Source organism: Micromonospora sp. DT201 (assembly GCF_049841575.1).
Taxonomy (GTDB): Bacteria; Actinomycetota; Actinomycetes; order Mycobacteriales; family Micromonosporaceae; genus Micromonospora.
Genome location: NZ_JBNCKP010000004.1, coordinates 101,987 through 123,798, shown reverse-complemented (window position 1 = coordinate 123,798; position 21,812 = coordinate 101,987). Strand labels below are relative to the sequence as shown.

General features: G+C 71.0%; 25 protein-coding genes. 8 read left to right on the top strand and 17 right to left on the bottom strand.

Features of this window, described 5'->3' with window-relative positions:
* Positions 1-14 precede the first annotated feature (14 nt).
* Positions 15-401 (bottom strand): DUF2267 domain-containing protein, encoded by a 387-nt coding sequence (locus ACLQ28_RS10030; protein WP_425685945.1) that lies wholly within the window; start codon positions 399-401, stop codon positions 15-17.
* A gap of 152 nt (positions 402-553) precedes the next feature.
* Between ACLQ28_RS10030 and ACLQ28_RS10025 the strand changes: the two genes are divergently transcribed.
* The 6 genes from ACLQ28_RS10025 to ACLQ28_RS10000 all read left to right on the top strand — a co-directional run bounded on the left by ACLQ28_RS10025 (position 554) and on the right by ACLQ28_RS10000 (position 3,850).
* Positions 554-1,360, top strand: a complete 807-nt coding sequence (locus ACLQ28_RS10025; RefSeq protein WP_425685944.1) for an SAM-dependent methyltransferase — start codon at positions 554-556, stop codon at positions 1,358-1,360.
* Positions 1,361-1,515: 155 nt separating this feature from the next.
* On the top strand, positions 1,516-1,848 hold the full coding sequence (locus ACLQ28_RS10020; RefSeq protein WP_425685943.1) for a nuclear transport factor 2 family protein: 333 nt from the start codon (positions 1,516-1,518) through the stop codon (positions 1,846-1,848).
* 33 nt (positions 1,849-1,881) lie between these two features.
* Positions 1,882-2,718: an oxidoreductase gene (locus ACLQ28_RS10015; protein WP_425685942.1), complete on the top strand. Its 837-nt coding sequence runs from the start codon at positions 1,882-1,884 to the stop codon at positions 2,716-2,718.
* Positions 2,719-2,818: 100 nt separating this feature from the next.
* Positions 2,819-2,947 (top strand): hypothetical protein, encoded by a 129-nt coding sequence (locus ACLQ28_RS10010; RefSeq protein WP_425685941.1) that lies wholly within the window; start codon positions 2,819-2,821, stop codon positions 2,945-2,947.
* Entirely contained in the window at positions 2,947-3,366 is a 420-nt protein-coding gene (locus ACLQ28_RS10005; RefSeq protein WP_425685940.1) for an ATP-binding protein, read from the top strand. The genes ACLQ28_RS10010 and ACLQ28_RS10005 overlap by 1 nt, the downstream gene beginning before the upstream one ends.
* Positions 3,367-3,472: 106 nt before the next feature.
* A complete protein-coding gene (locus ACLQ28_RS10000; RefSeq protein ID WP_425685939.1) occupies positions 3,473-3,850 on the top strand; it encodes a nuclear transport factor 2 family protein in 378 nt (125 codons plus the stop codon).
* Here ACLQ28_RS10000 and ACLQ28_RS09995 read toward each other — a convergent pair.
* The 4 genes from ACLQ28_RS09995 to ACLQ28_RS09980 form a co-directional block, all read right to left on the bottom strand.
* Positions 3,837-4,379, bottom strand: coding sequence for an SUKH-4 family immunity protein (locus ACLQ28_RS09995; RefSeq protein WP_425685938.1), 543 nt, complete (start codon positions 4,377-4,379; stop codon positions 3,837-3,839). The two genes, ACLQ28_RS10000 and ACLQ28_RS09995, sit on opposite strands and share 14 nt — an antisense overlap.
* A gap of 169 nt (positions 4,380-4,548) precedes the next feature.
* Positions 4,549-5,019, bottom strand: coding sequence for a molybdenum cofactor biosysynthesis protein (locus tag ACLQ28_RS09990; RefSeq protein WP_425685937.1), 471 nt, complete (start codon positions 5,017-5,019; stop codon positions 4,549-4,551).
* 235 nt (positions 5,020-5,254) lie between these two features.
* A complete protein-coding gene (locus ACLQ28_RS09985) occupies positions 5,255-7,360 on the bottom strand; it encodes a PQQ-dependent sugar dehydrogenase (RefSeq protein WP_425685936.1) in 2,106 nt (701 codons plus the stop codon).
* Between the two features lie 37 nt (positions 7,361-7,397).
* A complete protein-coding gene (locus ACLQ28_RS09980; RefSeq protein WP_425685935.1) occupies positions 7,398-8,345 on the bottom strand; it encodes a LamG-like jellyroll fold domain-containing protein in 948 nt (315 codons plus the stop codon).
* A gap of 132 nt (positions 8,346-8,477) precedes the next feature.
* Between ACLQ28_RS09980 and ACLQ28_RS09975 the strand changes: the two genes are divergently transcribed.
* A complete protein-coding gene (locus tag ACLQ28_RS09975) occupies positions 8,478-9,512 on the top strand; it encodes a LacI family DNA-binding transcriptional regulator (RefSeq protein ID WP_425686249.1) in 1,035 nt (344 codons plus the stop codon).
* Positions 9,513-9,533: 21 nt separating this feature from the next.
* On the opposite strand, the gene urtE is transcribed toward ACLQ28_RS09975, so the two are convergent.
* The 6 genes from urtE to ACLQ28_RS09945 form a co-directional block, all read right to left on the bottom strand.
* Positions 9,534-10,226 carry an urea ABC transporter ATP-binding subunit UrtE gene (gene urtE / locus ACLQ28_RS09970; RefSeq protein ID WP_425685934.1) on the bottom strand — a complete coding sequence of 231 codons (693 nt, stop codon included), beginning with the start codon at positions 10,224-10,226 and terminating at the stop codon, positions 9,534-9,536.
* Positions 10,226-11,002, bottom strand: coding sequence for an urea ABC transporter ATP-binding protein UrtD (gene urtD / locus ACLQ28_RS09965; protein WP_425685933.1), 777 nt, complete (start codon positions 11,000-11,002; stop codon positions 10,226-10,228). The genes urtE and urtD overlap by 1 nt, the downstream gene beginning before the upstream one ends.
* Positions 10,999-12,186, bottom strand: coding sequence for an urea ABC transporter permease subunit UrtC (gene urtC, locus ACLQ28_RS09960; RefSeq protein WP_425685932.1), 1,188 nt, complete (start codon positions 12,184-12,186; stop codon positions 10,999-11,001). Before urtC ends, urtD begins: the two co-directional genes overlap by 4 nt.
* Positions 12,183-13,070 carry an urea ABC transporter permease subunit UrtB gene (urtB, locus tag ACLQ28_RS09955; RefSeq protein WP_425685931.1) on the bottom strand — a complete coding sequence of 296 codons (888 nt, stop codon included), beginning with the start codon at positions 13,068-13,070 and terminating at the stop codon, positions 12,183-12,185. Before urtB ends, urtC begins: the two co-directional genes overlap by 4 nt.
* Positions 13,071-13,145: 75 nt before the next feature.
* Positions 13,146-14,390, bottom strand: a complete 1,245-nt coding sequence (gene urtA / locus ACLQ28_RS09950; RefSeq protein WP_425685930.1) for an urea ABC transporter substrate-binding protein — start codon at positions 14,388-14,390, stop codon at positions 13,146-13,148.
* A 414-nt stretch (positions 14,391-14,804) separates the two neighbouring features.
* Complete coding sequence (locus ACLQ28_RS09945) at positions 14,805-15,887, bottom strand: substrate-binding domain-containing protein (protein ID WP_425685929.1); 1,083 nt, start codon at positions 15,885-15,887, stop codon at positions 14,805-14,807.
* 96 nt (positions 15,888-15,983) lie between these two features.
* Between ACLQ28_RS09945 and ACLQ28_RS09940 the strand changes: the two genes are divergently transcribed.
* Positions 15,984-16,544, top strand: a complete 561-nt coding sequence (locus tag ACLQ28_RS09940; RefSeq protein ID WP_425685928.1) for a MarR family winged helix-turn-helix transcriptional regulator — start codon at positions 15,984-15,986, stop codon at positions 16,542-16,544.
* Between the two features lie 502 nt (positions 16,545-17,046).
* Here the strand turns inward: ACLQ28_RS09940 and ACLQ28_RS09935 are convergent.
* From ACLQ28_RS09935 to ACLQ28_RS09910, 6 genes are read right to left on the bottom strand one after another with little or no spacing between them, the layout of a single operon-like run.
* Positions 17,047-17,769, bottom strand: a complete 723-nt coding sequence (locus tag ACLQ28_RS09935; protein ID WP_425685927.1) for an urease accessory protein UreD — start codon at positions 17,767-17,769, stop codon at positions 17,047-17,049.
* Positions 17,769-18,554, bottom strand: coding sequence for an urease accessory protein UreG (gene ureG / locus ACLQ28_RS09930; protein WP_425685926.1), 786 nt, complete (start codon positions 18,552-18,554; stop codon positions 17,769-17,771). The genes ACLQ28_RS09935 and ureG overlap by 1 nt, the downstream gene beginning before the upstream one ends.
* Complete coding sequence (locus ACLQ28_RS09925) at positions 18,544-19,260, bottom strand: urease accessory protein UreF (protein ID WP_425685925.1); 717 nt, start codon at positions 19,258-19,260, stop codon at positions 18,544-18,546. Before ACLQ28_RS09925 ends, ureG begins: the two co-directional genes overlap by 11 nt.
* On the bottom strand, positions 19,260-20,963 hold the full coding sequence (locus tag ACLQ28_RS09920) for an urease subunit alpha (protein ID WP_425685924.1): 1,704 nt from the start codon (positions 20,961-20,963) through the stop codon (positions 19,260-19,262). The genes ACLQ28_RS09925 and ACLQ28_RS09920 overlap by 1 nt, the downstream gene beginning before the upstream one ends.
* Complete coding sequence (locus tag ACLQ28_RS09915; RefSeq protein ID WP_425685923.1) at positions 20,960-21,295, bottom strand: urease subunit beta; 336 nt, start codon at positions 21,293-21,295, stop codon at positions 20,960-20,962. Before ACLQ28_RS09915 ends, ACLQ28_RS09920 begins: the two co-directional genes overlap by 4 nt.
* Positions 21,292-21,594, bottom strand: a complete 303-nt coding sequence (locus ACLQ28_RS09910; protein WP_425685922.1) for an urease subunit gamma — start codon at positions 21,592-21,594, stop codon at positions 21,292-21,294. The genes ACLQ28_RS09915 and ACLQ28_RS09910 overlap by 4 nt, the downstream gene beginning before the upstream one ends.
* Positions 21,595-21,812 lie beyond the last annotated feature (218 nt).

Sequence of the window (21,812 nt, the reverse complement as noted above, 5' to 3'; positions counted from 1 at the left end):
CCGTCGGCGGCCGGTCAGGGGCCGTGCGGCAGCGGCTGCGCCAGCGCCCGCAGATCCGACGGGAGCTGGGCCAGGGTGTCCTCGAACTCCCGGTGCCCGACCACCCGGTGCATCGTCTGCAGGACGGCCCGCGCACCCCGTTCGGCGGCGGGCCGGTCGATCCCGGCGCGGTCGGCCACCCGGCGCAGGAACTCGTCGTAGCCGAACGCTTCCGGCGGCTCGGCGGCCTTGACCAGCAGCGGGCTCAGCTCGTCGGCCAGGTGGGGGGCGAGCGCACCCGCCTCACCGCCGCTGAGTCGCTCGGTGAGGGTCCGCAGAACCGCCTCGGTCAGTGGACGCGCCTGCTCCGGCGAAACGCCCGCCCGCGCGGCAACCTTGTCGATGAATGCCAGCTCGGCCATGCCTCCGCCCTTCGTTTTCGGAAACGCGTGGCTACCCGGGTCAACCGACGGCAAACCCGGCAGTCGGCGCGGTTGTCCGCTTTGGCGATTGGTGGCCTGTCCGGGCATGATCGTCCCCTGTGTCTTCCCCACCCCCGAGCGGAAGGACGCCGATGGCAGAAGCCAGCCCCCTCCCGACCACCGACCAACACAAGATCGACACCAGCGTGCCGCACTCCGCCCGGATCTGGAACTACTGGCTGGGCGGCAAGGACAACTTCGAGATCGACCGACTCGCCGGCGAGCAGGTCCGCGAACTCTTCCCCGCGATGATCGAGACGGCGCGGGAGTCCCGGGCGTTCCTGTCCCGCGCGGTTCGGTTCCTCGCCGGTGAGGCCGGGATCCGCCAGTTCCTGGACGTCGGCACCGGGCTGCCCACCGCCGACAACACCCACCAGGTGGCCCAGCGGGTCAACCCGCAGAGCCGCGTCGTGTACGTCGACAACGACCCGATGGTGCTGGCCCACGCGCGGGCGCTGCTGGTAGGCAGCCCGGAAGGGCTGACTCGGTACGTCCACGCCGACCTGCGTGACCCACAGGCGGTGCTCCGGGAGGCCGCCGATCATCTCGATCTCGACCAGCCCGTCGCGGTCCTGCTGTTCGGTGTGCTGGGGCACGTCGGCGACGACGACGAGGCGGTCGCCATCATCCGGGCGCTGCTCGACGCGGTCCCGCCCGGCAGCTACCTGGCGCTCTCCGACGGCACCGACACCAGCGAGGCTGTGGTCGAGTCGCACCGGCAGTACAACGAGAGCGGCGCGCTGCCGTACCACCTGCGCAGCCCGGAGCGGATCGCCCGGTTCTTCGACGGCCTGGATCTGGTCGAGCCCGGCCTGGTGCCGTTCACCCACTGGCGGCCCGAGCAGGACGGCCCCCCGGCTGACCTGGACGGCTACTGCGCCGTGGCCCGCAAGCGCTGATCGCGCGGCGGGACGACCGGGCCGGCGGGCGGATCGTCCGTCGGCCCGGCCGTTCTGTTGGTTGCTCCGCGCGGTGCCGTCTGCTTCTCGTACGGTGAGGTCGGACCGGGAACCCGACGGCTGCCCGACGGCGGCCCGTGCCGCAGGAGGAGCGAATGGCGGTCGACCTGCCCGACGTGATCGACAGGTACTTCCGGGCCGTCGACGACCGGGACCTGGATGCCTTCGTCGCCTGCTTCGCGGACACCGCGAGCGTTGCCGACGAGGACCGGCTGTACGACGGGCGGCCCTCGATCCGCGCCTGGCGGCAGAAGACGATGGATGCCTACTCGTACACTGCCGAGCCGGTTCGTGTCACGCCGCAGGCGGGCGACTCGTACCTGGTCCTCACCCGGGTGTCCGGTGACTTTCCCGGCAGTCCGATCGAGCTGCGGTACCGGTTCACACTGCGCGACAACCTGATCGGCGCCCTGGACATCCGCCCGTAGCAGCCGCAGACCCGCCCGCCAGGAGGAGACGACGTGCCACGAGTCTGGCTCATCACCGGTTGCTCCCGAGGGCTCGGTCGGGCGCTCGCCCAGGCGGTGCTGGCCGACGGCGACCAGCTCGTCGCCACCGCGCGCAACCCGGCCCAGCTCGACAACCTGGTCGACGAGTACGGCGACCAGGTCCGGACGATAGCCCTCGACGTCACCGACCCGGCCGCCGCCCACACTGCCGTACGCACCGCCGTGGACACGTTCGGGAGCCTGGACGTCCTGGTCAACAACGCCGGCTACGCCGATGTCGCCTCGATCGAGGACATGCCGGAGGACGCCTTCCGGGCTCAGATCGAGGCCAACTTCCACGGGGTGGTCAACCTGTCCCGCGCCGCCCTGCCCACGATGCGTGATCAGGGGCGTGGGCACATCCTGCAGATCTCCAGCGTCGGCAGCCGGGTCGCCAGCACCGGTCTGGGCGCGTACCAGTCGGCCAAGTGGGCGGTCAGCGGCTTCTCCGGGGTGCTCGCCAAGGAGGTCGCGGCGTTCGGGATTCGGGTCACCAGCGTCGAGCCGGGCGGGCTGCGCACCGACTGGGCCGGCTCGTCGATGAGCATGTTGCCGATCAGCGAACCGTACCGGCCGGTCATCGACCCGGCTGTGCAGCGGCTTCGTCAGACCAGCGGCACCCAGCCGGGTGACCCGGTCCGGGCCGCCCAGGCGATCATCCGGATCAGCCGGGTCGACGACCCGCCCCTCCGGTTGTTGCTCGGCGCCGACGCCGTGGCGGGCGCCTCGGCTGCCGCCGAGGCCCTTGCCGCGTCCGACGAGCGGTGGCGCGAGCTGAGCGAGTCCATCGTCTTCGACCCCGCCCCCTGACGGGCTTCGATACCAGGCCGACGGCGCACCGTCGACCCGGCCCGCGTCTGATCGACCCCCGAAAGGGCGGGACAGCTTTCGTGCCGGCGGGTGACATGATGTGCCCGACAACAGCTGTCGCTACGAGAAGGGTTGCTGCTGCCCGATGGCGCACTTCGAGGCTCGCACGTCCACGGCACCCGGGCCGATCGTGGTGACGCTCACCGGCGACCCGCAGCTGGCGGGCTGATGCCGGCCGATCGACCGGAGACCGTGGCCGAGCAGAGCGTCCCCGCCCACGTCGCGGACACCATGTCGTACGAGGTGGCGACCGACGTTCGCACGCTACGCGGGTTCGTCAGCGCCGGGGCGCTGGCCCGAGGGTTGCCGCCCGATCGGGTGGAGCTGCTGACGTTGGCGATCAGCGAGTTGGCCACCAACACGTTGCAGCACACCACCGGCGGCGGCCGAGTCCGGCTCTGGGCCGAGTCGGGCCAACTGTTCTGCGACGTCGTCGATCAGGGGCCAACGCGAGCGTTGGGTCGGGGCATGCCCGCCGCCGATGCGATCCGGGGTCGAGGGCTGGCGATCGTAGAGCGGGTCTGCGACGAGGTCGCCGTGCTCACCTGTCCCGGGGAGACCGTCGTACGTATTCGCCTGAGCCTGTGACCTGAGCGGCGATCCACACCCACTCGGGCCACGTTGGCTGCCACAATGCGGACAGACCGGGCCGACGGTGACACCCGGGGTGACGCCCGATCGGGAGGACGGCACGATGCCGGACAGCGCACGCGAGGCAGAGCTGCTCGATGCCGAGCGCACCCTGCAGGCCGCTCAGCGGGCCGGCGACGTGGCCGCCCTCGATCAGCTGCTCGTCGACCAGTTGATCGCCATCGGTCCGGACGGCCGCACGTACACCAAGCAGGATGACCTGGCCGCATACCGGGACCGCCGCTCGGTGGTGGAGGAGTTGGTCGAGGAGGAACTGGACCTGCTCGTCGTCGGGTCCACCGGGGTGACGTTCTTCCTGGGCAGGGTGGCTGGGGTGTCCGAGGGGACGGCGTTCGCGGCGCGCCTGCGCTACACCCGGACCTGGGTCCACGACGACCCGCACGGCTGGCGGGTCCTCGCCGCACACGTCAGCCCGGTCTGACCCAGGTCACGTCCTCGTCCTCCTCGTCGAGCAGGCCCTGCTCATCGAGGAACGCGAACCACCGGTCGTCCGCGGGGGTCAGCTCGGCATAGCCCGGGCCGAGCAGGTAGTAATCCACGAAGGAGCCGAGGTCGGGGGCAATCTCCTCGAACGCGTCGGACATGAACCACTCGGTGCCGTTCGGCGGGAAATACCAGATGGCACCCGTGCCGCGATCCATGAAGATCGGCTCGTCGCTGCGGGTGCCCACCACCAGCCAGCCAGCCCGGTCCTCGGGGATGGACGAGAAGTCCGGCGCATAGTCGAGGTGGTACTGCATTCCCGCGAGGGTCGACGTGGACGCCACCTCGACCCGACCACCGCGCAGCCCGTCGGCCACCAGCAGCAGGTCCCGCAGATCGGCCGGGAGACCTGCCGGTACGGCATCGATGGCGGCACCCTCGCCAAACTCGGCGTACACCAGGCTCGCCGGTTGGTCGGCCAGGTCCGCCCGCAACTCCTCGATGAGCTGCCGCAGCTCGGGGATCAATTCACCACCTCTGTTCGAATCGGGTCCCGTCCGGCACGCCGGGGTCTGCCCCGCAGACCTCCGAACCCGTGCGCGTGTTGGTTCTACCACGCACCGGCGCGCGGGAGCGTCACCTCGCCGAATCGGCCAGCCTGGCCGCCATTGGGGGCGTTACCGTCGAGTCGTTTCCTCAGCTCACCACGGCGTCGATCAGGCCGACGCGCAGGGTGCCGTCGTTGAGTGGCGTGCAGCGGATGCCGCCCGTGGTGCGCAGCGCCTTCCATGTTCCCGGGCCGACGGTGACGTCCATCCAGGCGCAGGGCCGGGCGGCCCGGTTGACCCGCAGGCTGACCGGGCCGTCTCCGGAGTCCAGGATCAGCACCTTGCCGATCAGCTCGTCCACGGCGATCCCCGTGGTGAGGATGTTGCGCCGGACCTCGGCTAGGCCGATGCCGACCGGCAAGGACTCCTGGGCGATGACCGTGACGCTGGCGTCGCGGTGCGCCTGCTGGCCGAAGTACCGGTCGCCGACGATGCCGAGGCCGGCCCGGATCTGGACCACGTCGACCAGCTCACCGGGCGGGGCCGGCGCCGGGCCGTCGGAGGGCCGGCCCAGGAAGCGGTGCACGGGCGAGGCCAGCAACTCGACGATCTCCGGCATGGCAGGGATTCTACGAACCGGACCGGGCCCGGCGGGTCAGGTCGGCCAAGCGCGCCGCCGGGCCCCGGGCTACCGCTCGGCAGCGGTGACCGTCGGTCACCTCCGTGGGGGCGGATGCGACAGTGAGCGATATGCCTCAGAGTCATATTCATACCTCTGAGGCATATCGCTCAACAGCACATCGGCATGGCGGGCCAGCCGCAGCAGAGGGCTGGCGCCCCCACCGCGACGAGGCTCAGGCCGGTGTGCCGGTGACGGTCAGGTTCCGCAGTCGGCCCACGTTGTCGAAGGAGCCGAAGCCCACCCGCCCCGAGCCGAACGTGGTGTCGTTCGCCGTCAACAGCGGGTCCTTGTGTCCGTCGACGTAGACCGCGATCTCGCCGGTGGCCGGCAGGTGCACCACCCGGACGTTGTGCCACTTGGCATCGGTGATGGCTGGGTTGGCACCGCGGGACCGGCCGTTCCACTGGTGGTCGATCCGCTCCCGGTCCGCGTTGTCGACCTTGAAGATGCCGTTGTGCGGATAGATCGTGTTGTCGGTGGACAGGTGGGCGTAGTAGAACTCGGTGTCCGACCGCCAGCCGAACACGATGATCACGTCACGGTTGGTGACCTCGACCGGGGTGTCGAGGCGTACCCGGGCGTCGACCTGCACCGACGACCACGTCGGGCCTGCGGTCAGCACCGCGTACTCGAAGGGACGGCGGGGGCCCGGCCGGCTCTCCCCGGCCTCCGCGAGGATGACCTCATCGTGGGTGAACTGCCACTTCGCCGGGGTCACCGGCGCCCAGTTCGACGCCCCGGCGGTGCGGCGCAGGGTGGTGTGGCCGACGTCGCCGGTGGCGAACTCCCTGGTCCCGGTCACCTTCCAGATCTTCCCATTGGCCTTCGCGACCAGATAGAGCTCACCGGCGGCGTCCGTGCCGAAGCGCAGATCCACCCGGTTGGGGTCGCCCGGCGCACCGGGCCTGGAGAGGTCCCGCATCCGGACTGGGCCGCCCGCCGCGTCGAAGAGCGCGAGTTGGTGGATCGGGGCCAGGCCACGGCCGCGGCGCATCTCGTTCGCCTCGGTGTAGAGCACCCGACCGTCGACCAGGTCACCGAAGACGTACTTGCCGCGCAGCGCGGGCAGGGCGCGTCCCCGGTAGACGAACCCGCCGGCCACCGCGACGCCGACGTCGTCGGTGCAGTTCCAGCCCGCGGCGGGGTCATGATCGTACGCGGCGACCGGGTACGTGTAGCCGTAACGGTTGTCGTCGGCGGGCAGAGGGAACAGCCGGTCGCAGGGGTTCGTGGCCGCCTTGTCGAAGACGAACGACCCCTCGCGCTCACTCCAGCCGAAGTTGTCGCCGGCGCGAACCTCGTAGATCGCCTCGACGGCGTGCTCGCCGATGTGCCCCAGGTACATCCGGCCGGTGGCCCGGTCCCAGCTGAACCGGTGCGGGTCCCGGAAGCCGACGGCGTAGATCTCGCCGAGCGCGCCGGTCTTGCCGACGAACGGGTTGCGGGGCGGGATGCCGTACCGCCCGTTCGCGGAGTTGGCGCCCCGGGGGTCGATGCGCAGCAGCTTGCCGTGCGGCAGGCCCAGGTTCTGCGGATCGGTGTTGCGCGCGCCCTGGCCGCCGTCGCCGACGGCGAGGTACAGCAGCCCATAGTCGGCGTCGTGGCGCTTGGCCGTGGGGTTGAAGTTGATCTCCTGGATACCGTGCACCTGGCCGCCGAAGCCGATGCGCAGGACCTCACGCCGGCTACCGGCGAACGTGGCGGCCCTCGGATCGGTCGCCGTCCACTCGGTGATGACACCGTGGTAGATGGCGTTCGGCTGGGCGTAGTCCGGCGGCGTGCTCGTCGCCGCCGAGGCCAGCTCGGTGTGGATGGTGTAGAACCGGCCGTTCGCGCCGAACTCCGGGTGGAAGGCGACGTACCCGAAGCCCTGGCCGAGACCACGGCCGGAGAAGAACCGTGGCGCGAACGTCGCCGCCACGTCGAGGTAGACGTGCGGTACGCCGCTCTCGACCAGGTAGAGGTTGCCGTTCAGATCGGGCACCGCGCGTCGGCCGGAGCCGTCGGGCAGCTCCATGATGGTGTTGATCCGTGCGGTGCGCATGAGACGTTGATCCGTCGGGGCCGGAGTGGGTTGTGACTGCGGAAGGCTTGTGTACTCGCTGAGGACCAGCCCGAGCCGGGACTGGATCGGCATCTCGGGGACCGGGTCGTAGACCGCGTCGGCGGCCTGGGCGGGTGTGGCGACCAGGGTGGACAGGACCAGCACGAGGGCGGCGAGTCCGGCCGTCAGCGCCAACCGGCGGACTCCGCCGGCGCGGCGATGGGGGATGAGCACGCGTGTCTCCTTCTCGGTGGGACGGTGCCGAGGGTGGTCAGCGGGCCAGGTGGCGGTACTGCCTCCGCACGTCGGTCGCGGAGACCACACTGTCGAGGAACATCAGGCCGTCCATGCGGCAGTCACACGGGTTGCGCTCCAGCGTGTCCTGGGGGAAGCTTCCGCCGATCTTGATGCCCCGAGGGTCGGATGCCGTGGTCACGTGCGGGCCAGGCCCCGACACCAGCCACGGGTCGTCGGTGCGGGTGTAGAAGCCCTCCACCGGCTCGCCGTTGCGGTAGAGGGCAAGGGCGCCGGTGCCGAAGTCGAAGGTGGCGGCGAGATGCACCCACTCCCCCACCGGCAGCAGCTCCCGCCAGTCCCGGTTCGCGGCGAAGGTCTGGGAGTTGCCGCCGTCGAGGCGTCGACCGAGCGCGACGAGACGCAGCTCCCCGTCGACGTCGATCAGCTCCAGCAGGGCGCGGACGCCGTGGCCGTCAGAGTCGCCGGTCAGCACACCGGCCAGCCCGATCGCGTTGTACCGGTCGTTCGGGTCGGAGGTGGTGGAGTTGGGCAGCGGGCTGTCCATGTCCAGCTTGAACCAGCCCATCACGGTGGTGCCACGGTTGGCGCTGAAGGCACGCAGCGTCCGCACCCCGCTGGCCGACCAGGTGCCAGCCTTCCAGTCGTCGTTGCCGGCTACCGCCGGGTCGACCTGCCGCGTCCGCACCGCGTTGCGGCTGCCCCGGTACGCGTGGTCCGGCACCCGCATTGCGGCACCGCCGTTGATCAGCTCGATTTCGGTGCCGGAGCGGCCCTGGTCGCGTTCCAGCGCGGGGTCGCCGGGCACCGGGTGGTCGAAGTCGTACGCGGCGACCAGGTGCGCTCGAAGGGCCGGGTGGACGTCGTGCGAGCTGCTGCGATCCGCCTGCGCCGGGGGCGCCCCGGCGCCGGTCAGCGCGCCGACCGCCAGGAGGGAGACGGCGACTCGTCGGGCCCTGGACATGGGCGTTCACCTCACTTCGCGGCATGCTGATGCCGGTCACGTAAGCGCTTACGTAAGCGCTTACGTACCCTAGGCTTCGATGAACGCCACTGGCAATAGATCGCATGACATGAATATCTTCGGGGGTTGCGGATGCCCAGGGCCAACCAGCGGCCACGCCTGGTGGACGTGGCCGAACACGCCGCCGTCTCGCTGGCGACCGCGTCCCGCGCCCTCGCCGGCCGCGAGGGAGTCAGCGCCGAGGTGGCCGAGAAGATCCGGCAGATCGCACGCGAGCTGGGATACGTCGCCAACCCGTACGCCCGCACCCTGGCCAGCGGGGCCAGCTCCACCGTGGGCCTGATCGTCCACCAGGTCGACGACCCGTACTTCTCCGAGATCGCCGCCGGTGTCATCCACCTCGCCGCCGAACAGGGGCTGCTGGTGCAGATCTGCCAGTCCGGGCGCGACCCCAGCTACGAGCTGCAACAGCTGCGCCACCTGATCGCCCAACGGGTCGGCATCGTGCTGATCAGCGGTTCAGGCTACGACGACCCACGGGTGGAGGCTGCGGCCCGCGCCGAGTTGGCCGCGTTCCAGGACCACGGCGGACGCGCCGCGGCCATCGGACGACACGCGCTCGGCATCGACGCCGTCCTGCCGGACAACGAGGCCGGCGGTTTCGCACTCGCCCAGCACCTGATGGATCTCGGCCACCGGCGGATCGCGGTCGCCGCGGGCAGCGCCGGTCTCACCACGGTCGCCGATCGGCTGGCCGGCGTGTCATCGGCCCTGCGGCAGCGCGGGCAGTCCCCCGCCGACCTCGCCGTCGTCCACAGCGACTTCACGCGCGGTGGCGGGCGTGCGGCCACCGAGCAGATCCTCAACGAGCATCCGGGAACGACAGCGATCATCGCGCTCAACGACGCGATGGCCATGGGTGTGCTGTCGACGCTGCGGTCCCGCGGTGTGCCCGTGCCCGCGCGGATGTCCGTCGTCGGCTTCGACGACGTCTCCGTGGCGGCCGACCTCGCGCCCAGCCTCACCACCATCCGCCTGCCGATGACCGAGATGGGCCGCACCGCGCTCACCCTCGCACTCAAGCCACGCTCGATACGCCCCCGCCGTCGACCCACCGGGCACCTGTTGGTCGTCCGCGACTCGACCGGGCCCGCACCGAAGACCTGACCACTCGGCCGCGTCGCCGCCTCACACCGCCAGGGCCGCACGGACCTCCCGTTCCGCGGTGACACCCCCGTCGCCGTGCGACGTGACCCGGCCGGATTCCAGTACGTGATAGCGGTTCGCCACCCGCAGCGCGAAACCCAGGTGCTGCTCGACGAGGAGCACGCTGAAACCGGACTGTCGGGTCAACTCGACGATCCGCTCCTGGATCTCCGCGACCACCGACGGTTGGATGCCCTCAGTCGGCTCGTCGAGCATCAGCAGCCGCGGCCGGGTGATCAGCGCCCGGGCGATGGCCAGTTGCTGACGCTGACCGCCGGAGAGCAAACCCGCTCGACGCCGCAGCAGCGGGCGCAGCGCCGGAAAGAGATCCAGCACCTCCGCCGTGGCGACCGCACCGTCGCGCCGCCCATCGGCGACCAGCCGCAAATTCTCCGAAGCGGTCAGGTGCGGGAAGCACTGCTGGCCCTGCGGGACGTACGCCATCCCCCGCGCCACCCGCTCGTGCGGCCCGAGGCGGGTGACGTCCTCGCCGTCCAGCTCGACAATGCCGGTGCTCGGGCGCAGCAGGCCGGCCGCGACCCGCAGCAGGGTGCTCTTACCGGCGCCGTTGTGCCCGAGCACCGCGGCCACCCCGTCGGGCGGGACGGTGAGGTCCACACCGTGCAGCACCCGAGAGCGCCCGTACCCGGCGTGCACCCCTCGCAGCGTCAGCATCATGCCTCCAGTCCGGTGTGGGCCGACCCAGCGTCGACCGGGTGGCCCAGGTAGACCTCCTGCACGCGCGGGTCCGCCTGGACCTGCGCCACCGTGCCCTCGCTGAGCACCCGACCGGCGTGCAGCACGGTGACGCTGCGCGCGAACCGGCGCAGGAAGTCCATGTCGTGCTCGATCACGACGACCGTGCGGTCCTGGCTCACCGTCTCCAGGAGGGCACCGGTGGCGTCGCGTTCCTCGTGGCTCATCCCGGCGACCGGCTCGTCGAGCAGCAGCAGTCGCGCGTCCTGCACCAGCAGCATCCCGATCTCCAGCCACTGCTTCTGGCCGTGCGCGAGCGTCCCGGCGAGGTGGTCGGCCCGCTCGGCCAGCCCGATGGTCTCCAGTGCGGCGGCCACCTCGTCGGGAACGTCCCGGCGGCGACGGGCCAGGGTCGCCCAGCTGCGGCGGGCACCCGCCGCGATGTCGAGGTTCTGCAGCACCGACAGCTCCTCGAAGACCGTCGAGGTCTGGAAGGTCCGCCCGATGCCCAACCGGCTGATCCGGTGCACCGGCCGACCGAGCAACTCGTGGTCGCCGAACCGGACCGAACCGGTGGCCCGGACGAGGCCGGTGATCGCGTCGACCAGGGTGGTCTTACCGGCACCGTTCGGCCCGATCAGGAACCGGATGTCTCCGGCGGGCACCTCCAACGAGACGCCGTCGACGGCGGTGAACCCGTCGAAGCTGACCCGCACGTCACGGACGGACAAGCCGTCCAGCCGCTCGCCGCTCATGCCGCCGGCACCTCCGTCCGCTCGGCGCGACGCCGACCCAGTGGTGACCACCCGCGTCGCCGCGCCTGCGCGCCGCCGTCACGACGGCGGGCCAGCGCCCACAGCGACGCCAGGCCGCCGGGGAGGAACGCCACCACCACCACGAAGAGCAGGCCCTGCAGGTACGTCCAGGTGCCGGGAAAGCGCTCCGACAGAGTGGTACGCGCCCAGGCCACCGCCACCGCGCCGAGCACTGGACCGAGCAGGGTCGCTCGCCCGCCCACCGCAACCCCGATGACGAACTCGATCGACGGGACGATGCCGATCAGCGCGGGCGAGATGATGCCCACCGCCGGCACGAACAGCGCCCCGGCCAGGCCTGCCATACCAGCCGCGACGACGTACGCGACGAGCTTGACCGACGCCGGGTCGTAGCCGAGGAAGCGGACCCTCTCCTCACCGTCGCGGACCGCCACCAGCAGCTCGCCGTAGCGGCTGTGGATCAGTTGGCGGGTCAGCGCGAGCAACGCCAGCAGCGCCCCGGCGATGATGAAGTAGACCATCCGCTGGTTGACCGGGTCGTCCAGGTCGTAGCCGAAGAAGCCCTTGATGTCGGTGAGCCCGTTGGTGCCCCCCGTGGTGCCCTGCTGCCCGATCAGCAGGATCACCATCGCGGCGGCGAGCGCCTGGCTGAGGATGGCGAAGTACGCACCTCGGACGCGGCGGCGGAAGACCAGCGAGCCGAGCCCGAAGGCGACAACCATCGGCAGCAGCACCGTCGCGGGCAGCGCGAACCACGGGCTGGCGAACGGTCTCCACCACACGGGCAGTTCGTCGAGCTGCCCGTACAGCAGCATGAAGTCGGGCATCCCACCCGGGCCCGCGTCGGCGAGCTTGAGGTGCATGGCCATCGCGTAGCCGCCAAGGCCGAAGAAGACGCCCTGGCCGAGGGTGAGCATCCCGCCCCGTCCCCAGGCGATCCCGATGCCGACCGCGACCATGGCGACGCAGAGGTACTTGGCGAGCAGGGACAACCGGAAGTCCGACAACACCAGTGGCGCCACGGCGAACAGCAGCGCCGCGCCGAACGCGAAGCCGGCAGCCGTCCGCAGCCGGAATCGACCCCCGGGCCGGGCCGGAGGTGCCGCGCCGCTGGGTGCCGGCAAGGTGGCGGTGCTGGGGGGCGCAGGGGTGACGGCGGTCATGCGAGGCTCCTGGTCCGCAGGGTGAACAGGCCCTGTGGCCGCCACTGGAGGAACGCGACGATCGCCACGAACACGATCACCTTGGCGACGCTGAGGGTGGTCAGGTACTCCCCGGTGGCCTGGAGCACGCCGAGGGCGAAGGCGACGATCACGCTGCCCTTGAGCTGGCCGATTCCGCCGACCACGACGACCAGGAAGGCGTCGATGATCAGATTGGTGCCCATGGTCGGGCCGATCGGACCGAGCAGGGTGAGCGCCACACCGGCGAGCCCGGCCAGGCCGGAGCCGATGAAGAAGGTCGTCCGGTCGACCCGGGCGGTGGGGATGCCGGACACCGCGGCGAGGTCGCGGTTCTGCACCACGGCCCGGATGCGACGCCCGAGCGGGGTGAGCCGCAGCGCCAGGGTGAGCGCCGCGACGGCGGCCAGCGCCAGGGCCAGGATGAACAGCCGGTTGTTGGCGATGGTCAGCCCGCCGGGCAGCGCCACGTTGCCGGTCAGCAGCTCGGGGGCACGGGTCTGCACGTTCGGGCTGCCGAAGACATCGCGGGCCAGTTGCTGCAGCATCAGCGAGACGCCCCAGGTGACCAGCAGGGTGTCCAGGGGTCGGGCGTAGAGCCGGCGGATGAGCAGCACCTCCAGAAGGACGCCCATCGTGCCGGCGACCACGAACGCCACCGGCAGTGCGACCACCAGCGACCAGCCAGCCCCGGTGATGCTCTGTTGCAGGACATAGGTGGTGTACGCGCCGGCCATGATGAACTCACCGTGCGCCATGTTGATCACGTTCATCTGACCGAAGGTCAGCGCGAGGCCGAGCGCGATGAGCAGCAGCACCGCGCCGATGCTGATGCCAGTGAAGAGTTGACCGAAGAGGACTGTCACGGTGGGTACTCCGTACTGCTGGTCGGGTGGCCCGGGCTGACCGCGCGGCAACGCGCCCCGCCCGGGCCGGCGTCGTCAGCTCAGGCCACTCGCCCAGGGATAGGTCTTGAGGTACGGGTCCGGGGAGACCGGCTTTCCGGAGTTCCACACCTCGGTGATCAGACCGTCCGCGCCGATCTTGCCGATCCGGGCGGTCTTGGCGATGTGCTGGGTCGTCCCGTCGACGGTGACCATGCCCTCGGGCGCCTCGAACGTGATCCCGGCCGAGGCGGAACGGACCTTCTCCACGTCGAACGCGCCAGCCTTCTCGACCATCGCCTTCCACAGGTGCACCGCGACGTACGCGGCCTCCATCGGGTCACTTGTCGGCTTGTCCGCGCCGTACTTCGCCTTGTACGCGGCCACGAACTTCGAGTTCGCCGCACCAGGGGTGGTCTGGTAGTAGTTCCAGGCGGTCAGCTGGCCCTCCAGGTACTGGGTGCCGATGCCCTTCACCTCCTCCTCGGCGATCGACACCGACACCACCGGCAGCGCGGTGGCGGTCAGGCCAGCCGACTTGTATTCCTTGAAGAAGGCCACGTTGCTGTCGCCGTTGAGGGTGTTGAACACAGCATCGGCGTCGGACGCTTTGACCTTGTTGACGATGGTGCCGAATTCGGTGGATCCGAGCGGAGCGTAATCCTCACCCAGCACGGTCATCCCGTTCGCGGCCGCGTACGCCTTGATGATTTTGTTGGCGGTGCGGGGAAAAACGTAGTCGCTGCCGACCAGATAGACCGACTTCGCGCCCTGCGCCTTGAGGTAGTCGAGCCCGGGAACGATCTGCTGGTTGGTCGTCGCGCCGGTGTAGAAGATGTAGGGCGACTGTTCGAGCCCTTCGTACTGCACCGGGTAGAACAGCAACGCCTTGTTCTTCTCGAACACCGGCTTGACCGCCTTGCGACTTGCCGACGTCCAACAGCCGAAGACGGCGGCGACCCGGTCCTCGGAGATGAGCTTCTCCGCCTTCTCGGCGAAGGTGGGCCAGTCCGAGGCGCCGTCCTCACCGACCGGCTGGATCTTCTTGCCGAGGACGCCGCCAGCTGCGTTGATCTCGTCGACGGCGAGCATGATGGAGTCGCGGACGGTGACCTCGCTGATCGCCATCGTCCCGGAGAGCGAGTTGAGCAGGCCCACCTTGACGGTGTCGCCGGCGACGTCGGCGGTGACGCCTGTCGCACTCGGATCGTCGGTGGTCTTGCTGCCGCACGCGGTCATCGCGGCCGCGGCGACCAGGGTCATGGCACCCGCCAGGATGCGGCGGCCCCGGAATAGTGACATCTACTCTCCCTGCGGTGCACTCAAGTGGCGAAAGGACGGTCGGTGCGGTCCGGTGGAGCTGACGCGTGGGCGATGCCGAGGTCGACGGGTGGACGCCGCCAAGGCACCGGATCGGATATGGGCAGGGAAAGCGTTGACCGACATGATTGCGCGTGTGTTTCCCAGCCCTTAATTGACTGTTTCCGGGGGGTCGACCAAGCGCGCGCGAAAAGACGGCCGACACCGTTGCGAGATAACGGTGTCGGCCGTTCGAGAAAGCGGGAATAGGGTGCCACCACAGTGGTCGGTGGTCGATTCCACCGACGATGGGCACACATTGGTGGCATCTGACCCCTGAGCCAGATACTTCACGCAGGAAGCATCTTAGGGCGTGCTCGGGTGGAGCTGTCAAGGGTCCGGCTGCCCGCGCCCGACTCAGAGCTGGGCGAGCACGGTGAAGTCGAGCCCGTCGGCCTCGGCCAGGTAGATGCGCTGACGCACGTGCCGCCGCCGCAACCGCAACCGCCCGCGCGGCCCGTGGTATGCCACGGTGTCGGCGGCGGTCTCGATGGCCCGCACGTCGAGGGTGCGGGCCTCGCCGATCAGCGCGGCGAGGAGCATCACGCCCTCGTAGCAGGACTCCCCCAGGCTGCCCAGCGGCGGCGCCTCGATCCCGAATCGACGGGCGAACTCGCCATGGAAGTCGAGGTTCTCCTGTGTCACCAGCCCGGCGAAGAAGCCCGCGGTGCTGTACAGCCGTCGGGTCGCACCGGCACCGCTGGCCAGCAGCATGTTCTCGTCCATCAGCGTGCTCAGTCGCAGGCAGCGTTGGTCCAGCCCGGATCGGGCGAACGCGCGGTTGAACCGCACCGCGTCCGCGCCGACAAGCAGCATCAACACCGCGTCCGCGTCGCTGTGTTCGATGCGGCGCAACACCTCGTTGAAGTCGTACGCGTCCAACGGCAGGAAGTGCTGGCCCACCACCTGCCCACCGCCACGCAGCGCGTAACGCTGGGCCGCCCTCGTCGTACGACGCGGCCACACGTAGTCGTTACCGACCACGAACCACCGACGCACCCCCTGCTCACGGGCGAGCAGCCGCATCGCCGGCCATAGTTGGGCATCCGGTGTCTCGCTGGTCAGGAAGACTCCCTCGGTACGTTCACCGCCCTCGTACAGTGCGGTGTAGACGTACGGAACCCGGTGCGCGACGCGAGGTGCCAGCGCCTGGCGCACCGAGGAGATGTGCCACCCCGTCACCCCCTGCACGGCCCCCACCGAGACCAGCGCCTCGACCTCAGCGGCCACCTCGGCCGGCGGTGCGCCACCGTCGACCGGCACCAGCCGCACCTCACGACCCAGCACGCCGCCGCACCGGTTGATCTCCTCGACTGCGAGTTGCGCGCACAGCTCGCAGGTGGGGCCGAACATGCCGGCCGGCCCGCGCATCGGGTAGACCAGCGCGATGCTGACCACGGCACGGTCGACGGTCAGCCACGGCGGTGCCGGCGCGGACATGTGCACATGATTGCCCGGCCCGCGATGGAAGACCAGAGCTCACCACGGGCCGGGACGACTCGGTAACATGACAGGGCCACCGGACCAGGGAGTTTCATGTCAGACGTGCCCGGGGCGCCAGCCGACCTGCTGCGCTCGCTCACCCGCGCCGAACGGCTGCTCTCCCGCCGGTTGGGCGCCGTTCTGGCTGACGACGCGCTGACCATCGAGGGGTGGCGGGTGCTCTGCCTGCTCGCCGACGGCCAGGGCCACCCGATGAGCGAGGTGTCCACCGAGGCTTCCCTGCCTCCGGGCACCCTCACCAAGCTGGTCGACCAGCTCGTCGACCGCAACCTCGTCTTCCGTCGGATCGATCCGATGGACCGCCGGCGGATCCGCGCCTATCTGACGGCCCGGGGTCGGCGCGAGCATGCCCGCCTCGACGAGCGGGTCCGGGCCAGCCTCGCCGAGCTGGGCATCTCGCAGGCCGTCGAGCTGGACGTGCCGCCGGCCGCGGATCTGATCGGAGCGCTCGACGACCTGATCGACCGCCTCGACCCGGCCCGCCACGCGCCCCCCGCAACCCGGCTCGCCGCCGCAACCCAGCTCGCCGCCGCGACCCAGCTCGCCGCCGCGACCCTGCCGACGCCAGCACAGTCGCCGACCCGCACTCACTGACCCCAGACTCGCCGACCCGGCACCAGCAGCCGAAGGTGCGCTGGCACCCGAGCGGCGCGTCGACGGCCGAGCGGCGCGGCCACGCCCGAGCGGCGCGGCTGGGGACGAGGGATGCGGCGGGGGCCGAGGGGTGCGGCTGCGGACGCGGCTTCTGGATTAGCTGTCACGGCAGGCTGGCCTGATCGGCAAGTTACCTGAGAGCGGTATACCTGTGAGGCATAAATATGACTCACAGGTATACCGCTCTCAGGCAGTACCGCCGTCGCTGGGTGCTCGTGCCGGGCGCCTGCAACAGGCGCTCGACCAGCCCCGGCGCACGGGACCAGCAACACCAGGGACAGTGCGCACGTGCCGCCAGCCCCCACACCGCGTGGCACGCCCACCACACCGTGCCGCCAGCCACAGCGCAGGTCCAGCCACGACCGCACGGCCCGCCACGACCGCGCAGCCAGCCCACACCGCGCAGCCAGCCCACCTGCGTTGGCAGCCGGGGCGGTAACTCCTAGCCTGCGAGGTGGGCGCGCAGGGTGTAGGCGTCCGGGGCCGTCGCGGTCCACAGTGTCGCCGGGCCTCCAGCCAGTGGCAGCCGGGCGGCGGACACGTCGGACCGGACATACGCCGGTTCGGTGGGCCTCGACGGGTCCACCACCAGCAGCGAGCCGGTGGCCGGTGCGCCATCGAGCACGGCAGGCCCGGCCCAGCCGGGTGCCTGCGGTCCCACGGCCAGGGACTGCCGCAGCAAGGGCCGGCCCGCGTAGTCGACCTGGGTGTGCACGACGGCACCGCCGGGTGCCTCACCGTACCGGCCGCAGATCAGCTCGTCGCGCCACTGCAGGCTCGCCCCGGCGGCCAGGTCGATCCGCGATTCGGCGAGGTGCGCGCAGCCGGCCGCCGCGACCAGCTGTTCGGGTAGCCAGTGCAGCGTGGCGCCGGCATGGACCTCCGCCCGCACCGCCATCCGAGACACGGCACCGGGCCGGCCCGGTAGGGCGATCGACGCGGCAACGGTGTGCACCCGGACCGCCGCGCCCGGCCCCACCTCGATGTCCAGCCGCAGATCGTCGCCAGCGATCGGGCCGGCCGCCCCGCCGACGAGGTGCACCGTGGCGACACCACCGTCGGTCGGGGTCTGGCGCAGCAGTAGCGGCGTTTCGCCGTGCAACTCGACCAGGACCGTGCCGCCCCGACCGTCGGCCCGGGCGACCAGCAGCGCCAGCGCTCGCATCACACCGGACCGACCGGCACGGCGAGCGGGTGCAGGGCCGCGTGATGGGCCAGCTCGTGCCGGATCCAGTCGGCGACCCGGCCGGCCGTCGGGTCGCCCACGATGGACAGAAAGAGGGTCGGGAGGTCACCGCGACGGGCCCGAGCGTCGCGCTCCATCACGGCGAGGTCCGCGCCCACCATCGGCGCCAGGTCGGTCTTGTTGATCACGAGGAGGTCGGCGGCGGTGACCCCGGGCCCGCCCTTGCGGGGCACCTTGTCCCCTCCCGCCACGTCGACCACGAAGATCTGTCGGTCGACCAGACCCCGGCTGAAGGTCGCGGTCAGGTTGTCCCCACCGCTCTCCACCAGGACCAGGTCCACCGGGCCGACCGCCTCGGCCAGCTCGTCGATGGCGTCCAGGTTGGCGCCGATGTCGTCGCGGATTGCGGTGTGCGGGCAGCAGCCGGTCTCCACCGCGCGGATCCGGGCCGGGTCCAGCACTCCGGCCCGCCTGAGAAAGTCGGCGTCCTCGGTCGTGTAGATGTCGTTGGTCACCACGCCGAGCCGTAACTCGTCGGCGAAGGCACGGCAGAGCGCGGCCACCAGAGCCGTCTTGCCGGACCCGACCGGGCCGCCGATGCCGACCCGCAGAGCACGACCCGCCCGCGCCAACGGCGGGTGTGGGTCGACCCCTGGTTCGGGATGGGTGTGCGGGACGGACTCGTCGTGGGGTGGGGCGGCCGGCGGCGGCGGGTCCGGCTCGACAGTGGGCACAGCGCTCGGCACAACAGTGTCAGGACGCAAAGAGACGCACCTCCCAGGTGGCATGGATTTCGGCATGAATGTCGGCGAGCGGAGCGGCAGCGGCCGGCAGTCGCTCCGGTGGGTCGTCGGCGGCCTGCGCGGCGTCGGCGGCCGTGCCGTCGCAGGCGTCGGCAAGACCGACCAGCAGGGCCTGGACCTGGTACGGGTCGAGGCCGAGCAGGCGTACGCCGGCGCTGGCCGCACCGGTCAGCGTCCCGTACGCGGCGATCGTGGCGGTTTCGATGCGGGACAGCCCTGCCGCCGAGCAGAGCAGCCCGAGGACCAGCGGCTGGTGTGCACCGCAGGGCGTCGCGGGCAGGTCGCCGAACGGCGCGTCCGGCCAGATGGCGCGACCGGCGCGCAGCAGCGCCCGGCCCTGCCGGCGGGAGACCGTCCGCAGCGCCGGAGCCGCGGTACGCGCATCCAGTTCGGCGTCGAGCCGGGCCAGCGCGCTCGACCGCGCGGCGGACCGGGCCGGCTCGGCCGCGTCGGCGATCCCGTGCACCGCCGCCCGGTGTGCGGCCGCCGCGAACGCCGCACCGACCAGCCCGGCGGTCGCCAACCGTCCGGCGAGGAACGCCTCCAACGAGGCCAGGTCGGTGACCCGGCCTGCGGCGACGGCCGCCTCCAGGCCGCCGGAGTGCGCGTGCGCCCCGGCCGGGAAGCGTCCGTCGGCCAGCAGCAACAGCAGGCTCGGCGTCGCCATCAGAAGAGGAAATACCGTTGGGCCATCGGCAGGCGGGTCACCGGGTCCGGCTCCACCACCACGCCGTCGATCCGTACGGTGAAGGTGTCCGGGTCCACCTCGATTCGCGGCATCGCGTTGTTTTCCGGCAGGTCGGCCTTGCCGCGTGACCGCACGTCGTTCACCGGTACGACCCGGCGTCGCACGTCCAGGCGGAGCCCTGCATCCAGGGCCGCCGGCGCCACGAAGGCGAGGCTGGTGGCGGCCGCCGCGGCGCCGTACGCGCCGAACATCGGCCGCGGCAGCATCGGCTGCGGCGTCGGGATGGACGCGTTCGCGTCACCCATCTGGGCGTACGCGATCATGCCGCCCTTGAGCACCAGGTGCGGTCGTACGCCGAAGAACGCCGGGTCCCAGAGCACCAGGTCGGCGAGCTTGCCCGGCTCGACCGAGCCGACCTCGTGTTCCAACCCGTTGGCCATCGCCGCACAGATGGTGTATTTCGCCACGTACCGCCGGGCCCGGTGATTGTCGGCGGCGCCGTCACCCGGCAGCGGGCCGACCCGATCCTTCATGACGTGCGCGCTCTGCCAGGTCCGCATGATCACCTCGCCGACCCGGCCCATCGCCTGCGCGTCGGAGCCGATGATGGAGATCGCCCCGAGGTCGTGCAGCAGGTCCTCGGCGGCCATCGTGGACGGTCTGATCCGGCTCTCGGCGAAGGCCAGATCCTCCGGCACGGACGGGTTGAGGTGGTGGCAGACCATCAACATGTCCAGGTGCTCGGCAAGGGTGTTGGCGGTGTACGGCCGGGTCGGGTTGGTCGACGACGGCAGCACGTTCGGCTCACTCGCCACCGTGATGATGTCCGGTGCGTGGCCACCACCTGCTCCCTCGGTGTGGTACGAGTGGATGGCCCGCCCGCCGATCGCACGCAGGGTGTCGGCGACGAAACCGGCCTCGTTGAGTGTGTCGGTGTGGATCGACACCTGGACCCCGGATGCGTCCGCCACCCGCAGGCAGGCGCCGATTGCCGCCGGCGTGGTGCCCCAGTCCTCGTGCAGCTTGAAACCGCCCGCACCGGCCCGCAACTGTTCCCACAGCGCCTCGCTGGAGACGGTGTTGCCCTTGCCGAGCAGCAGCACGTTGACCGGCAGAGTGTCCAGGGCCTCGTGCATCCGGGCCAGGTGCCAGGCGTTCGGGGTGACCGTGGTCGCCCGGGTTCCCTCGGCCGGCCCGGTGCCGCCGCCGACCATCGTGGTGACGCCACTGGCCAGGGCCTCGGTGACGATCTGCGGGCAGATGAAGTGCACGTGGGTGTCGACCGCGCCGGCGGTGAGGATCCGCCCGTTACCGGCGATCACCTCGGTCGACGGGCCGATGACCAGGTCGGGATGAACGCCGGGCATGGTGTCCGGGTTTCCGGCCCGACCCAGGGCCACGATCCGCCCGTCGCGCAGCCCCACGTCGGCCTTGACCACGCCCCAGTGGTCGAGCACCACCGCACCGGTGATGACGGTGTCCAGTGCCCCCTCGGCGCGGGTCGCACGGGACTGCCCCATCGACTCGCGGATCACCTTCCCGCCGCCGAAGACCGCCTCGTCACCGCCCACACAGTGGTCGGTCTCCACCTCGATCAGCAGGTTGGTGTCGGCAAGCCGGAGCCGGTCGCCGGTCGTGGGCCCGTACAGGTCGATGTAGCGGTCCCGCCGCACGGCGCTCATCGTGGTGACCCGTCGGCCGGCGGCGGGTCCAACGGCCCGGCACACTCCCCGCGCAGTCCTGGCACGATGCGCGCGCCACCGAACGGCACGAGGTCGACACTGCGGCTGATGCCCGGCTCGAACCGGACCGAGGTGCCCGCCGGCACGGCGAGCCGCTGCCCCCACGCGGCGTCCCGGTCGAACGCCAGCGCCGGGTTGGACTCGGCGAAGTGGTAGTGCGAGCCCACCTGTACCGGCCGATCGGCGGTGTTGACCACGAGCAGGGTGGTCACCGGACGGCCAGTGTTGATCTCGACCGGGCCGGCTCCCGGCAGGATCTCCCCCGGGATCACGGGATCGGGTGGTGCACCGTCACCAGCTTGGTGCCGTCCGGGAACGTGGCCTCCACCTGCACCTCCCTCAGCAACTCGGGGATGCCGTCCTGGACGTCGTCGCGACCGAGCACGGTCCGGCCCGCGGACATGAGATCGACCACCGAACGGCCGTCCCGGGCACCTTCGAGCAGAAACACGGTGATCAGAGCGACGGCTTCGGGGTAGTTGAGTCGCAGGCCGCGCTCGCGGCGGCGGCGGGCGACATCGGCCGCGACGTGGACGAGCAGGCGATCCTGCTCGTGCGGGCTGAGAAACACGGGCTTCTCCCGGTGGGATCGGCGTGCCCGGCTCGTCGTCGGCCCCGCAGGGAGCCACGCCGGGCAGCACCGCCCGGGGTACGAGCTGGAGTCACACGACCGCCGAGTCGCCGTTGGCGGGGCGTCCCGGGACTCCACCATCCCGGCCCGCGTGACGGGCAACCGGCGGTGTCCGGTCGGATGCGGACCGCACCGCCCACCGCTGAGCAGACCGTAGA